Annotated in this window: 13 protein-coding genes, 1 tRNA gene and 2 pseudogenes; 6 read left to right on the forward strand and 10 right to left on the reverse strand. The window is 39.5% G+C overall.

Annotated elements, in window-relative coordinates; genetic code table 11:
* Positions 1–4 precede the first annotated feature (4 nt).
* Positions 5–400, reverse strand: a complete 396-nt coding sequence (locus KH172YL63_RS14735; RefSeq protein WP_173106816.1) for a glycine-rich domain-containing protein — start codon at positions 398–400, stop codon at positions 5–7.
* A 1050-nt stretch (positions 401–1450) separates the two neighbouring features.
* On the opposite strand from KH172YL63_RS14735, the gene KH172YL63_RS14740 reads away from it, so the two are divergent.
* A complete protein-coding gene (locus KH172YL63_RS14740) occupies positions 1451–2737 on the forward strand; it encodes an MFS transporter (RefSeq protein ID WP_173106817.1) in 1287 nt (428 codons plus the stop codon).
* Positions 2738–3048: 311 nt separating this feature from the next.
* On the opposite strand, the pseudogene comGA reads toward KH172YL63_RS14740, so the two are convergent.
* The 4 genes and pseudogenes from comGA to KH172YL63_RS21890 all read right to left on the reverse strand — a co-directional run.
* A pseudogene (gene comGA / locus KH172YL63_RS14745) lies at positions 3049–3762 on the reverse strand (competence type IV pilus ATPase ComGA); the annotation flags it as partial.
* 156 nt (positions 3763–3918) lie between these two features.
* On the reverse strand, positions 3919–4737 hold the full coding sequence (locus KH172YL63_RS14750) for a zinc-dependent metalloprotease (RefSeq protein WP_173106818.1): 819 nt from the start codon (positions 4735–4737) through the stop codon (positions 3919–3921).
* A 314-nt stretch (positions 4738–5051) separates the two neighbouring features.
* Positions 5052–5999: a methyl-accepting chemotaxis protein gene (locus KH172YL63_RS21885; RefSeq protein ID WP_442858786.1), complete on the reverse strand. Its 948-nt coding sequence runs from the start codon at positions 5997–5999 to the stop codon at positions 5052–5054.
* A pseudogene (locus tag KH172YL63_RS21890) lies at positions 5994–7124 on the reverse strand (HAMP domain-containing protein); the annotation flags it as partial. The pseudogene KH172YL63_RS21890 and the gene KH172YL63_RS21885, both read right to left, overlap by 6 nt.
* A gap of 310 nt (positions 7125–7434) precedes the next feature.
* Between KH172YL63_RS21890 and KH172YL63_RS14760 the strand changes: the two are divergent.
* The 3 genes from KH172YL63_RS14760 to KH172YL63_RS14770 all read left to right on the forward strand — a co-directional run bounded on the left by KH172YL63_RS14760 (position 7435) and on the right by KH172YL63_RS14770 (position 8786).
* Positions 7435–7872 (forward strand): hypothetical protein, encoded by a 438-nt coding sequence (locus KH172YL63_RS14760; protein ID WP_173106820.1) that lies wholly within the window; start codon positions 7435–7437, stop codon positions 7870–7872.
* 157 nt (positions 7873–8029) lie between these two features.
* Positions 8030–8644, forward strand: a complete 615-nt coding sequence (locus KH172YL63_RS14765; protein ID WP_173106821.1) for a cupin domain-containing protein — start codon at positions 8030–8032, stop codon at positions 8642–8644.
* 70 nt (positions 8645–8714) lie between these two features.
* Positions 8715–8786 (forward strand) — tRNA-Gln (locus tag KH172YL63_RS14770).
* Positions 8787–8960: 174 nt separating this feature from the next.
* On the opposite strand, the gene KH172YL63_RS14775 is transcribed toward KH172YL63_RS14770, so the two are convergent.
* Positions 8961–9341 (reverse strand): Spx/MgsR family RNA polymerase-binding regulatory protein, encoded by a 381-nt coding sequence (locus KH172YL63_RS14775; protein ID WP_173106822.1) that lies wholly within the window; start codon positions 9339–9341, stop codon positions 8961–8963.
* A gap of 297 nt (positions 9342–9638) precedes the next feature.
* Between KH172YL63_RS14775 and KH172YL63_RS14780 the strand changes: the two genes are divergently transcribed.
* On the forward strand, positions 9639–9884 hold the full coding sequence (locus tag KH172YL63_RS14780) for a DUF2626 domain-containing protein (protein ID WP_173106823.1): 246 nt from the start codon (positions 9639–9641) through the stop codon (positions 9882–9884).
* A gap of 42 nt (positions 9885–9926) precedes the next feature.
* Here the strand turns inward: KH172YL63_RS14780 and KH172YL63_RS14785 are convergent, their stop codons facing one another.
* Positions 9927–10562, reverse strand: coding sequence for an MBL fold metallo-hydrolase (locus KH172YL63_RS14785; protein WP_173106824.1), 636 nt, complete (start codon positions 10560–10562; stop codon positions 9927–9929).
* Positions 10563–10752: 190 nt separating this feature from the next.
* Between KH172YL63_RS14785 and KH172YL63_RS14790 the strand changes: the two genes are divergently transcribed.
* A complete protein-coding gene (locus KH172YL63_RS14790; protein WP_173106825.1) occupies positions 10753–10926 on the forward strand; it encodes a DUF2759 domain-containing protein in 174 nt (57 codons plus the stop codon).
* Positions 10927–11350: 424 nt separating this feature from the next.
* Here the strand turns inward: KH172YL63_RS14790 and KH172YL63_RS14795 are convergent, their stop codons facing one another.
* From KH172YL63_RS14795 to KH172YL63_RS14805, 3 genes are all read right to left on the reverse strand, one after another.
* The gene (locus KH172YL63_RS14795; RefSeq protein WP_173106826.1) at positions 11351–11665 is read right to left on the reverse strand and encodes an MTH1187 family thiamine-binding protein; all 315 of its coding nucleotides are present in this window, start codon (positions 11663–11665) and stop codon (positions 11351–11353) included.
* On the reverse strand, positions 11665–12771 hold the full coding sequence (locus tag KH172YL63_RS14800; RefSeq protein ID WP_173106827.1) for a YqgU-like beta propeller domain-containing protein: 1107 nt from the start codon (positions 12769–12771) through the stop codon (positions 11665–11667). The genes KH172YL63_RS14795 and KH172YL63_RS14800 overlap by 1 nt, the downstream gene beginning before the upstream one ends.
* Before the next feature lie 352 nt (positions 12772–13123).
* A complete protein-coding gene (locus KH172YL63_RS14805) occupies positions 13124–14317 on the reverse strand; it encodes a M14 family metallopeptidase (RefSeq protein WP_173106828.1) in 1194 nt (397 codons plus the stop codon).
* Positions 14318–14383 lie beyond the last annotated feature (66 nt).

Genomic DNA, 14383 nt, shown 5'->3' on the forward strand with positions numbered 1-14383 from the left:
GAAATTACTCTGTGCCCTCTAATCTGTATCCGTACTCTTTCTCCCAAATGTCGTTTCCAGTTTCAGATATCTCTCCTAAAACAGGAAGTTCTTCTGATTTTTTTCCGAATCCAGCTTTGTGTGTAAGTATTCCGTTAAAGTATCCTTTACAATCAGGATAATAATTTTGAGGGTGTAGCATGTGAAGATGCCAAACCTCATCAATTGATTTTGTAGGGCTAAAAGGTCTTTTAGGATATTTTTTTATTAATTTCCAAAACATCTTGTATTCTTTAACCATTCCCTCTATTTCTTCTTTGTTCCTTCCATCAAAATATTTACCATAAAGTTCACACGCTTCTACCAAGTCTATTGATATTTCAGGTAGTTCAACATTTTCTAAAACTGATTTAGTCTCCATAATAAATAATCCCCTTTATTAAATATGTAATTTATTTTCTAACCCTCTATAAGTCGAGAAAGGGCATAAAATTGCCCTTTCTCTTTATTAAAAATTAGTTTGTTTTGTCGTCCGCTACTTCACCGATACATAGTTCATTTGGCTTTTTATCAGCTACTTCTCCAATACATAATTCGTTTGGCTTTTTCCATGTTCATTTCCCCCTCTCAATTGGATCATCTAAATGATGTTTTAGTTTGTTTTGTCGTCCGCTACTTCACCGATACATAGTTCATTTGGCTTTTATCAGCTACTTCTCCAATACATAATTCGTTTGGCTTTTTTTCCATGTTCATTTCCCCCTCTCAATTGGATCATCTAAATGATGTTTTAGTTTGTTTTGTCGTCCGCTACTTCACCGATACATAGTTCATTTGGCTTTTTATCAGCTACTTCTCCAATACATAATTCGTTTGGCTTTTTTCCATGTTCATTTCCCCCTCAATTGGATCATCTAAATGATGTTTTAGTTTGTTTTGTCGTCCGCTACTTCACCGATACATAGTTCATTTGGCTTTTTATCAGCTACTTCTCCAATACATAATTCGTTTGGCTTTTTTTCCATGTTCATTTCCCATTTCCTCCTTAATATTCAATTGATAGCTACACTTTGCTATTTTAAGATAGAAAAAATAATAGTTTCGTTAACTATTCAAATATTCAACTTATTAATATTATTCTGATTTTAAAGTTGAAATTTTTTTAATATATTTTCTTTATCATATTTCGACAAAACTTCGCTATCCATTTATAACCATATTTTATAAAATGTCTCATGTCAAAAACTTTTTATATTCTTTTAGGCATATATTCTTTTGGGAATATTTTTGATTTTTTTCTATTTCTTGTAAAAAAATTGTGATATTTAGGTTATATTTGTATTGTTAGATTATTTAGAGTAGTAAAAATAAACCATGATGTTAATAAGGAGATGAAACTTTTTAGCTATTAGGATAACTACCACTGCTAGAGCTATTAATACACTAAATGATTAATCAAGGAGCGATCTACTTGACTTCAGAGCACAAAACATTATTTCAAAATAAAAGTTTTATGAAATTTTGGATTGGCCAAACTATTTCAATGTTTGGTTCACAAATCTCAGTAATGGCACTTCCTTTAACAGCAGTTCTTATTTTTGACGCTTCACCAATGGAAATGGGAATCTATATGGGAATGGCTACTGCCCCGTATTTAGTCATAGGACTCTTTGCTGGTGTTTGGGTAGATAGGGTTCGTAGAAGACCACTTATGCTTACATCAAATTTACTTTCTGCAGCAATTTTATCGTTGATACCTGTACTTGCTTGGTTGGACTTACTAACAATAAGTCTTATGTATATAATTTTATTTTTATTTGGCAGTACTAGAGTGGTTTTTGAACTTGCATATCTTTCATTTATTCCTAGTATTGTAGGTCAAAATGAAATAGCCGATGCCAACAGTAAAATCCATAGTACTGTTTCGGTTGCCAAGGTAGCTGGTCCAAGCTTGGCTGGTTTTTTAATATCCTTAGTTACAGCTCCTTTTGCAATATTAATTGATTCAGTTTCCTTTATTGTTTCTTATTTTGTTTTAAGGAGAATACCTGTAGAGGAGCCTTTACCTAAAGTAAAAACTGTAAATAATATTTGGAAAGAGATTGGATTAGGATTAAAAACTATTTTCACACATCGTATTTTATTGTCACTTTCAGCTTCGACAGCCACGATCAACTTTTTCCATACAACATTTTCAGCTGTATTTATGATATTTTTAGTAAAAAACGTACATTTAACCCCTCTTGAGATAGGTTTGGTTATGAGTATTGGTAGTATTGGAACTTTAATAGGAGCTTTTACCGCTAAAAAAGTTTCTGATCGAATAGGAATCGGACCTTCTATTATAGGTTCAACTATATCGATTGTCTTAGGTACTTTTATAATTTTTTCTACACCAACATCAGTATGGATTGCTTTACCTTTACTAGCTTTCGGCCAATTCTTTACTGGATTTGGTAACACAGTGTACCTCGTTAATCAGGTTAGTTTGCGACAGTCAATTACGCCAAACAACTTACTAGGTAAAGTTAATGCTAGTAGCAGGTTTCTTACGCGTGGAGTAATGCCAATTGCAGGCCTTTTTGGTGGAGTTATAGGTACATTGTTTGGCTTAAGAACTGCATTACTTATTACTGTACTAGGATATACAATAGCTGTACTCTGGTTGATTTTTTCTCCTGTTAAAACTGTTAGAACAATAGAAGACATTAATCATCAAAAGAACAAATTGAGTGAAGGATTGAAAATCGCAAAATAAAACTAATTTAAATGAAACGAGAATAATTTAAAAAACTTATGGAGGGGGTGAAAAATTATGCTTAACAACATACCAATAGATACACTTTTAGATTCAGGCTATGAAATTATTGGACCACATAATGAAGAAACAGGATATTGAAATCATATAGGAAATTGAGAATGTACTAAGAACGCTATCCGTTTAACTGGATAGCGTTTTATGCATCACGCGACTATTTAGTAATGACAAAATCGTCTAAATTAAAATTGATATGTATAGAATTACATAAAAAAAATCAAACATGAATTTTTGGTGCATTGTCCTATTAATATGACTGGATGCCCGGTCAAGCTCGCCCGAATCGCTACTTCCGCCGTCTCCCTGTCCCGGATTTCACCGACCATGATAATATCCGGATCATGCCTTAATATCGCCTTCAGCCCTGCTGAATACGTAATCCCCGCCTTTTCATTCACCTGAATCTGCACCATTTCATCGTGCTGTTTCTCTACGGGATCTTCCAGTGTGATCACGTTCCGGTTCAGCGCAACGGAACAATGGTGGACGAGGGAATACAATGTCGTCGTCTTTCCGCTGCCAGTCGGACCGGTGAACAGAATGAGCCCGTGGGAATACATCAGCAGTGCAAGCAGTTTTTTTGCAGAAGAAGGATAAAGGGACATTTTCTCAATTGGAATTTGATATTTCTGCGGGAGAATGCGGATGACAAGACTTTCTTTTAAGTGGGTGGTCGGTAAGGTGGATATCCTGAGGGAAAGTGGTGTGTTGCGGACAGTAAGGCTGAAGGAGCCGCTTTGGGGCTTTCTTTTTTCCCCGATGTCCATCGAGGCCATGAACTTCAAGTGGGCGATCAATCGTTCTGCCTGATCCTGGTCGATTGTCTGGAACGGAACCAGTACGCCGGTCTTCCTGAATTGTATCAGGTAATCATTTGTTCTTGGTATAACGTGAATGTCTGTTGCATCACTGCTGAAAGCATCACCAATCATCACTTCCGATAGGGATTCTACTGAGTGAAATATGGATGTGCACCACCTTTCTGTTTTCTTATGTATAGGTATACGACATTTTTTGGGAAAATCCTTCTTTTTGGATATATATTTTCTCTTTATTATTTTCCTTATCATATTACAAAACACATAAAAAACCTCCCTCAATAACGAGAGAGGTAAGATCTTTTACTGGCCATACCAAACCTTATTATTCTGAATTTGCGTATTATGCGCTTGATGCCAGTAATCTACTGAATAAGAATAATCATAATTCATGATGCATCGAATCCCACTACCTTGTGCATCATGGCCTAATCCGTAGTTATGGGAGAACTCATGTTGAGCCGCTTTAGAAGTGTTTGTCACACCTTGGTCTAAGTTCACACTGAACGCGGTACCCGGATCAGAAGAGTAGACATAAGCGATCCCACCTGCTTCAAAATTTGCATCTCTTGTGAATCCTACCACGAAATCGTAGTTATACCCTGACCAATCCCGGCTTAGGTCTGATAATATTTGTGAGCTGTTTCCACCTTGCGAACTCCAATTCCCTACTGCTTGCACTTGGAAATCAATGCCATGATCTCTGATAAATGCATCATCTGCATTTTCGATGATTTGCTGGACCCTGCTTTGCCAGTCACTATATGTAGCACGATACTCCTCGTCTGCCACTGCCAAAACCGTTACTTTCCTATTGGCCGCAGCTGCTGCTTTTTGGACACCCTGCTTTTCGATTGAGATTGTACTTTTAGTAGTCGATGATTTCTTAACCTTACCCTTTTCGTCTAATTCTACAACTGTAGTAGAGTTTTCAATTTTTGCAGGACCTTTATCAGGTGCATAATCCTTTGCTTTTGGCAAAGAATCAACATATGTCTTCGTTGTGGCGTGGTCATGATCATGGTGATTAAGATCTGTGGGTTGTACCTTTGCTAATCCGATGGCAGGTGCGACACAAATCGATAAAGCGAGCGTGGTTGAAGCAATTTTCTTCAAGTTCATTATGAACCCTCCCTTTTTTGGTATACCTAATGAATTCGGGGGATTCTTCCTGATTCCTTTTAATCTGAGGTTGAGAAAATCAGGGGTAAAAGCCTCATGCAGATTCGGGATTATTCTACTAAAACTATGAAATTTTTCATGAATTCTATCGCTATTGAACCTTTAAATTTTAAGCAAATGCGGAGTCAGGATTTTTCAGGAGACAGGCTTCTGTGCGAGGTATACATATTTTCTTATTTAAGGATCTATATCGAATAAACAAAAAGAAAAACCCCTTCCCAATATAGGAAAGAGGTTCCTCGCAATCTTCAGTATTACACCCTAAACTTACGACTGACTTCCTCTAATTGATGACTCGCTTCATTTAATACAGCTGCTGATTCTGTAATAGAATTGAGTGCGCTCAATTGTTGTTCAGTCGAAGCGCTGACTTCTTCACTTGACGCAGCCGACTGTTGGACGGCTGCAGAGATGCTTTGAATCGCACCGACAACGTCATCTTTATGGCTTGTCATGGTTTCTACTTTTTGTGAAATTCCTTCTATTGATGTAACCATGTGATCGATCATGGATGAAATCGAGTTGAAGGCTTTTTCTGTCTCGTTTACTACGATGTTTTGCTCATCTGCAATTTCACGTGTTGTTTTCATTTCATTCGTTGCATGGCCGGATTCGTGTTGGATGTCCCGGATTGTATTCCGGACCTGATCCGTTGCACGTGCTGATTGCTCAGCTAGTTTCCGAACCTCTTCCGCCACGACAGCGAAACCTTTCCCGTGTTCACCTGCACGTGCAGCCTCGATGCTAGCATTCAGGGCAAGTAAGTTTGTTTGATCGGAAATTTCATTGATTGAATGAATAACTGTATCAATTTCATTGATTTTCTTTGTCAGGTTCTGAATGACCGTTTCCACGGTACGAAGAACTTCATTTGACTGGTTCGCTTTCTCTTTAAGATTCACCATTTGCTTCAAGCCGTCTTCACTCGCTGTCGATGCAGCGCTTGAAAGTTGAATAAGTTCATTCGATGATTCATCGACTTCTTCAATCTGTGTGGATAAATCAAGCGTGCGCTGATTCCCCATTTCCGCATCTGTCGCAGTCTGTGTCGCACCATTTGAAATTTCATCCATCGCTCTTGCGATTTCTTCGCTTGATGCCGTCGTTTCTTCTGAAATGGCACTTAAATTATCGGTTGATTCTTTTACCTTTGACACAGATGTTTGTACAGAATCAATGATTCCTCTCATACTGGTGACCATTGAATTGAAATTCTTCGTCAGTTGGCCCACTTCATCGTTTGAAGATGATTGAACAGAAACAGTCAGATCTCCTTCTGCCACCTTGCTCACTTGATTATTCAAATGAATGATCGGTTTCGTGATGCTTCTCGCAACCAGGGTTGTGATGGCTGAGATAATCACGATGATCACAAGTGTCACGACTAGAAGGAAATTCCTGAATTCGGTTGCTTCAGAAAGCATCTTTTCATTGATGTATACTGTACCGACCTTCCAGTTGGTTGCCTCTATCGTGCTGTAAAACAATACTCTTTCCTGATCATTGAATACATAATCCATCCGTCCGCTTTTTTCATTCGACTCATACATATCTTTGATAAAGTCAAGTTCCATCAGGCTTTTTCCTTTTTCAGTGGGGTGGACCATAGCCACACCATTTTGGTCAAACAGGAATGCATAGCCTTCGTGTCCGACGTTTGACGAATTAACCAAAGCATCCAATTGATCAATTTTTATATCAAATGAGATGACGCCGATCACTTTACTCGAATTCGCTTCTGTCACCACTTTAGAAAGCGTGACGATGAATTCACCTGAAGACTTATCCTCGTATGGTTCACTCCAGAAAGCTCCTTCAGGATTGGCAGTTGCCCCCTTGAACCATGGGGATTCCAACGGGTTAAAGTCTGAAGGGAGATTGACTGAAGGTTCAATTAGAATCTCTTTATTCATTCCTGTGACATACACATTCGATACCGATGGATTACTTCTGATAAACGAAGCAAATTCATTCGTGACTCTTGTCTTTAGTACTTTCGAGTCAAACGACTCTTCTTCTTTAGTACTGGCTGAGTCCTTCAAATAGTCGCTTATTAGTGATTGATTGCTTAAAATATTTATATTCGATTCATATTTTTCAAGGAACATATTGATTCCAAAGTCGATATTTTGAACAATCGACGTAGACTTTTCTTGAACATCCTGTTTAATTCCTTCACTTTGTTGCACAAACAACAACACAGCCAACCCGATCAAAATGATGGCAAAAAATGATGAAAAAATGAGCACCATTTTCATTCGCAGGCTGTTGAAAGAAACCTTCTTTAAAAATGTTCCGCTTAGCTTACTCCTCAATTTCTTAAGCATTGATGCTTCCCCCTAAATGTATGTATCTTTATCCCCTCTAAAATGACATTTTTTTCTTTTTAAAGGGACTTCCTCTTCATGCTTACAGAAAATGATTATAACACCAAATACTAAGGATTATGTAAAAAAATGTCGAATATTCACGAATTAAATCTATTCAAAAAAATGAAATTAATCTGACTATATTCTACTAATAGAAATCAAAGTAAAAATGTAAAATAATGGTAGGTTTTTTGATTATTTATTATAAGAACACAGTCACATCCTGTCCGCCTTCATAGAATGTAGTAGATGATAAGGAGGTGAATGTATGGGAATTTATTTAGATGGTAGAACGAGTCAAAATGCTAGTTTAGCCAATAGCATCGCCACTCCACTTGTTTTAGGACAGGAGGCGTTGTTCGGTGTCGTGGGGCTTGATGTTTCAAAGGCAACTACTGGACAAATCCGGGTTGCATTTAATGGAACAGCGGCAGTGCAATTGCCCTTAGTTCCAGTTCTGACAAGTATCAATATCAGAATCGTGAGAGGAACCGCTCAATCCGGCTTTACCACAGTCTATACCGCAGAACAACAACTTAGCCTTGAAATCGCTGGTCCTCAATTAATCACCTTCGCCGGTGCTGACTTTAACCCGCCTAAACCTTCAAGCGGACCTTTAGTTTACACAGCTTATATCAGTGCTACAGCAGTAGGAACGATCCGGGTTGGCCCTGAAAGCTTTAGTGCCATTGCAACGGCAGGCTGATCCTGAAAATAAGACAACCCATACCCCGTCAAAGGGATATGGGTCTATTTTTTAATTCCATGCACCTGCTCATTCTTATGAACATTCAATTCAGTCACCGATTCCCCTCTCCCCCATATACATAAATGGAATATGCAGAAAGCGGTGAAAATCAAGCATGACCAAATACATGGATTATGCCTCTCAAGAAGCACAATTTTATTTTGATTTGAATAGTAGCCCTTTATTTATAAAAAACAATCAAAACAGAATCAATATCCTCGGTCTCAGTCAAATGAATACATTGGATAACAGTTCCCTGCTGGATATATATTTAAGTAAACATAACTACGTAGAACCCCACTACCATCAAAACGCAGCTGAATTGGTATACTGCATTTCAGGCGGAGCAATCGTGTCCATGCTCAATCCTTCTACGAAAGAAATCATGAATTTCCGTCTTTCCCCCGGCCAGGTCGCAAATGTGCCACAGGGCTGGTGGCACTATGAAGAAGCGACGAAAGATCAAACCCACCTGCTGGCAATTTTTAATGCGCCGACGCCTGAAGTGATATTAGGCTCCGATCTCTTGGCCCTTACCCCTTCTAACGTAATGGCAGACAATTACTGCATGGATGAAATCCAGTGGATCAAGACGACTTCGAACGTGAAGCCTGGCACCTATATCGGTCCTGGTTGCCTTCATGAAAACAGGACGGCAACCTTCCAACCGTACGGGTCTTGTTTCCCCTACTACTTTATCAATCACCACTATCCATATTATTATCGATAGAGGGAAATTCTTTTCAATTTTTGAATAGACCCCGAAAAATTTGTCATACTAATCGTATAACCAGACTCAATGGGCTATAGCCAAGCGGTAAGGCATCGCACTTTGACTGCGACATGCGTTGGTTCGAATCCAGCTAGCCCAGTTAGAAAAGCGGAGGCGGATCGGTCAGCCCTACATAAAAAAGCAGACACTTTTTAGAACAGTGTCTGCTTTTTTATGCGGGAATCGGATTTCGCCGATAAAAATGGAATTTCGCCGGTAAAATGAAAATTTCGCCGTTATATCCTGTTGTCACAAAGAATTCTATCTGATTTCATCAACTGCTGATCTTCAAAGCCTTACTTTTGCTTGCCAGGCTTTGCAGGCCTTCCGGGTTGTAGCCGACCACGAGCTTCTTTCCGTCGGTCAATAAAGGGCGGCGGAGAAGTTTTGGCTCATCGATGATCAGTTTGATGACTTCTGAAAGGGGCAGTTCATTTACATCTTTGCCGAGATCTTTAAAGGTTTGGCTTCTCGTTGCAAGGATTTCATCCAGACCGTCTGTGGTGAGGGATAACAGCCCCATCAGCTCTTCCCGGGTAGGGGTTTCCCTGAACAGGTGGCGTTCATCGAAGTTGATGGAGTTGGCAGTTAGCCATTTTTTCGCTTTACGGCAAGAGGTGCAGCTTGGATAAGTAAAGAATGTCAGATTATTCACTTTGAAGCCCTCCTATGTTTATGTTTTGTTAAACTAATTGTATACCATTTGTATAACTTATGTACAGCTAAATCCTTTGGAAATTTGTAGATTTTTTTCAATTGGATGAAATTCATGCTATTTAAATAGATTTCCCCACGGATATAGCTGAATATCTCTATTACAAAGGGAATTTGCTCTTTTATGTGTAGATATCACCTATTCGTCACAAACTAACATCAAACAGATATTTACTTTTAAGGTAGTATTCATTTATAATATTGAGTGATGGACTTAGGGTGCAAAGGAGGGTTACATATGGATCGTATGTTTAGAGTTCTAGGGTTTTGGACTGGTATTTTTGCTGTCATGTTCTATCTTGGTCATATGACTACTACATCATTAATATTCTTAGGCCAAACTGGATTCTTCATTATGCTTAGCTATTTAAAACTGTCCGAGCGTATGTATATTTACGTTTTCGGTGCTTACTTAACAGTTTTCTTTGCAGGATTTACTTATTGGACGACCTTTATGATGACTCCTGGTGCAGGAGGTCACTAAAAAAAATTCCCTTTAGCGAAAAGCTAAAGGGAATTTTTTTGATTAAAAGCCATTTAAAAATGGATTCGTATCCATTTCAGCTTCAATGGTGGTTTCCGGGCCGTGTCCAGGCAAGACCGAAGTTGACTCAGGGAGCGACAACAATTTATCATGGATGCTCGAAAGCAATTGCTTCTGATTTCCCCCTGGCAGATCTGAGCGGCCAATGCTTCCCATAAATAACGTATCCCCGGCTAATACAATCCCGCTTTCTTGTACATAATAAGAAATACTTCCAGGTGAATGGCCTGGTGTTTCAAACAATTGCAGCTTGAAATCACCAATATCTAATGTCTTCTCGTTAGTCAGTATGTAATCGGCGGGCTTCACTCTGACAAGCTCACCCATCATGAACAGCTGTGAACCGTTCAAGGCAGGATCCAACAGCCACTTTGCTTCTTTTTCGTGCACATATACCGGGATGCTATAATGTTCTCTTACTTCATCCACCGCACCGATATGGTCGAAATGGGCATGTGTCAGAAGGACGGCCAATGGGGATAGTGAATGGCTCTCCAACCACTGAATCAACTTGTCCCCTTCTCCGCCTGGATCGATGATCAGGCATTCATTGCTGGTATTCCATAAGATATAGCAGTTGGTCTGTAAAGGACCCAAGGGCATTTGTTTCCACTGCATACTTTCACCTCCACTTGTGATACTATCATTGTATCAGAAGTTTCTGTGATGCCGAAAGCCGAACGGCGCCGACATACAAGTGTCAAACTTTTGACCTCGACAAACGAAAGAAAAACCTATAAAATGTTAATGAGTGCATTTATGTACATAAGTAATCGTCGAACGCATTTTAATGAAAGGGGTCATATAAATGGGTCTTGTTATTATTACTTCACTGGTTACATTATTAGCTTTATTCGCAGTAGTAAGCACGTTCAAAAACAAGAATGTGATGGGAATCTTTTTCTCATTGGCTACATTAGGTGTTTTCGGATGGTTTACAATTATGACTGTCCTTCACTCTGGATACCCAGGTGGTCATTAATTACAAAGAAAAAAGCCTCCACTTCATGCTGGAAGGCTTTTTTCTTTTTGCTTTTTTCATATTGATTGAGTGAATAGCAGCTTTTGATAAGGCTGTTTTCGTAAACATTGTGGATTATAAACAAGCGAGATGCGGTTGATTGCAGCGAGGATCAACCATCGAAGATAAAAACCAAAAAAACATTGGATTAACTGCTTATTCATCTTCTGAATAGTAGTGATCAACGTCATTCAAGTACATTGCACTTGATTCATTGCTATGGCATTTTTTATTACACCGTCTCAAATTACCGTAGATGCTCACATTAACGTCTAAAAATAGCAACATTCCATGTGAAAAGATCCTTTGATAAAAAAATCCGAGCAATCCGACGTTCTGAAAAGAAAATCGAATCGGCTCGGATATTTATTCGTTATTCACCCGGCTATTGGTCAAGTTTTCGTTGAACAGAAGAAAGCTTTCCTTCCATTGTTGTTTGTTTATCCCTGCGGTCATCTATACGGATGTTGGTTGCCACTCTGTTGATCCCCTTTTCGAAGGGAGATTCGTGAATGTCTTGAATCACTTGGAACAGGACAGGAAGCTCGCCTTCAATGATGGTATTCATCGGGGTAAGCTGGAAGCGGATTTTCCCCTCTTCTTCATATCCTTTTAATATACGGTGTAGGTCCGCTACATAGGAACTGACACTGGGAGAGTCTGTCCCGATTGGTATGACTGTTACATCGACGATTGCCATTACATATCTGCTCCTTCATCTTTTAATAGTTGTACAATGGATGATTTCTTCAGCGTGATCACTTTTTCGAGCTGGTTTCCATATAAGCAGGTCTCCCCATTCGGCGAACACTGAATCGGTTCTAATGGCATGTCTTCCGACACAAGCGTATCTTTTCCTGACAGCACATCCCATTTCCGCAATGAAAACGTTCCTGCATAAGTATCGAATGAACCTTGTTCATCAGCCACGAAAGTGATCAGCTCATTTTTCCCTTCTATCATATCATAATAGGGAACCAACCAGTCAGAGTAACGGCTCAAAAGGTCTACAGTGAACTCAGACTGAATCTCACCTTTTGCCGTGATGAATTGATATGTGAAAGGTCCCCCTTCTTCCCGGGGAAAAATAGATAAAAGCGTATTTTTGAATTGGTTGAAATGAATGCTTTCATCGACGATCATTTCTGTTTTACCGTCAAGAATATTTTGAGCGAATAGGGGAGCTGCCACACTGATTTCTTCCGTATCCCAATCCTGAAAGAGGATGGTTGTGGCAGATTGCCACTGAACGAATGGCTCCTTGACTTCAATCTTCTTGATTTTCTTTTCTTCTATATTCACCTGATAAACCTGATAGCTCCAATCTTCACTAAAGCTTGTCATAAGGAGGTCATTTTCATTGAACTTGTTCCATGTATAGGTCAATTCATAAGATGGCATCTCTTCTTGAAACATCAATTTTCCTGATAGATCAATAATTGACACTTGGGCGGAGTAGGATGTTTGTGAGGAATGAATGAGTATTTTATCTCTATCAGGTGAAATACTCGCCGACACATATGTAGAAGAGCTCTCATAGATTTTCTTTATGGTTCCGTCATACACATTGTATCGATTGAACACAGTGGCCTCCCCTTCACTGTACACAGCCACAATTTCTGAGTCGGTGATCCATCCTATGACCTCAATGAATCCTTGTGCCGGGAGCTGACCTGATTTGATTGATTTCTGCTCTGCTTTCACGTTTTTCGGAGGGGAAGAAGATTCTTCAGGCTGACAGGCGGATACCCACGGCAGTGTCACGATCAAGACAAACATCATAACGTATAGTTTATTCTTTACCATCTTCTTCTCCCCCCTCTCTTTTTATCCATATCTATTAGTACGTATGACCCGTAAAAATGTTTCAAATAGATGAAAGAAACATTACAAAATATTCAAAAAAATTGATGACGTGATGCAGATACCTGCGCCATTTGTCACCACGTAAAGCCTTCTTTTCTTTGGATGATGATTTATTTTACTCCGGATTTACTATTTCTACAATAGCTTTTTTATGATAATGAAAAAAGAATTTTCGAGTGATTTTTTACCCTCCCGAAAGGGCAATCACTTTACCTTCTCCTTTATATGTGAACGGCTCAAATAAACCTGCCGAAAAGTATCGTTACGTACTTTCCGGCAGGTGTTGAAAACCTTAATACCATTTATATACCGCTACGAGAAAGATGCCCAGCACATCCTGGTAGATTTCATTGAATTGTGATAAGGGGAGGGGATTGATACCTTTTCCGAGTTCAATGGTGAAGCCCGCTTTTTTAAATTCTTGAACAAACCAATCCTTATAGCCGGCATAGCTGTCAATGTACCGGATAGATTCATATCCACTCACTCTCGTAAAGTCTGCTGCAAGCTTAGCTGATTCAGGTGGTTCCATTCCTTCATACCCCCAATAAAATTCCTTTCCCTGGGTGTGAATCGCGAGTACCCGGTCGAATTTCTCCTTTTCGGCGAGTTCCGCCATCGCAACGGCTTCTGGTTCTGATAGTGGCTTATATCCTGGGAAATCCCTTGGAGCGGGTGCTTTCTCTTCTTTTCTTTCTTTCTCGAGCTCCCATTTGGCAGGGTATTGATTATTTAGATCTACTCCTCTGCCATTCGCTTTCCACCCGGTAAAATCCGCACTTCCTTTGTTAATTTCAATCAGTTCCTTCCTCTGATCCGCCGGCGGACCGTTCAGCACGAGGTCTACTCCGTCGGGGTTCACCATCGGAACGAAGGAAATCATAACACTCTCATAAACCGGCATCGCCTCGATCCCCCTCATCAAGGAACCATTCGTTAACGCAAGCACGTAATCATTTATGAATTTCATTAAAATGGACGTAGTGATCCATTCATTCGCATGAAAAGAACCATTAAAATGAACTTTTCTCTTCCCGTTGCCAATCCGCCATTCCACGATTTCGTTCCCGAATACACTTTCCCCGATTGTCCTTGATTTAATGAAGGGGTATACCTCTCTTAATTGTTGCATGGCATGTTCCAATGTTTTCGGATCAAAGGCTTGTTTCCCTTTGATAAGCGGTGACACCACTCTTGCCGGCAACAAAACCTTAGAACCGATTTGAAGGTCGGTTGGATTGACCCACTCGTTCAACAACAGCAGTGCGTCGACGAGAATATTCCGCTGCTGTGCCAGCGTCCAAAAGGAATCCCCCTCCCTGATTGTATATTCCTCACTTCTAAATCCGGGAATCTTGACTTCCGTCCCAATCTTCAACCGCTCTGCCTCAATGGATGGATTTGAATCGACGATCAGTCGTACCGGAATATAAAATAATTGGCTGTAATACCAGAAGGAATCTCCTCTTCGAACTTTGACTTTCATGATGGAACCTCCCCATTCATATGCCCTTACTTACATGTATGAGGGGTTCATTATTTCATGACAAAA

Origin of the sequence: Bacillus sp. KH172YL63 (assembly GCF_011398925.1) — a bacterium.
Taxonomy (GTDB): domain Bacteria; phylum Bacillota; class Bacilli; order Bacillales; family Bacillaceae_B; genus Rossellomorea.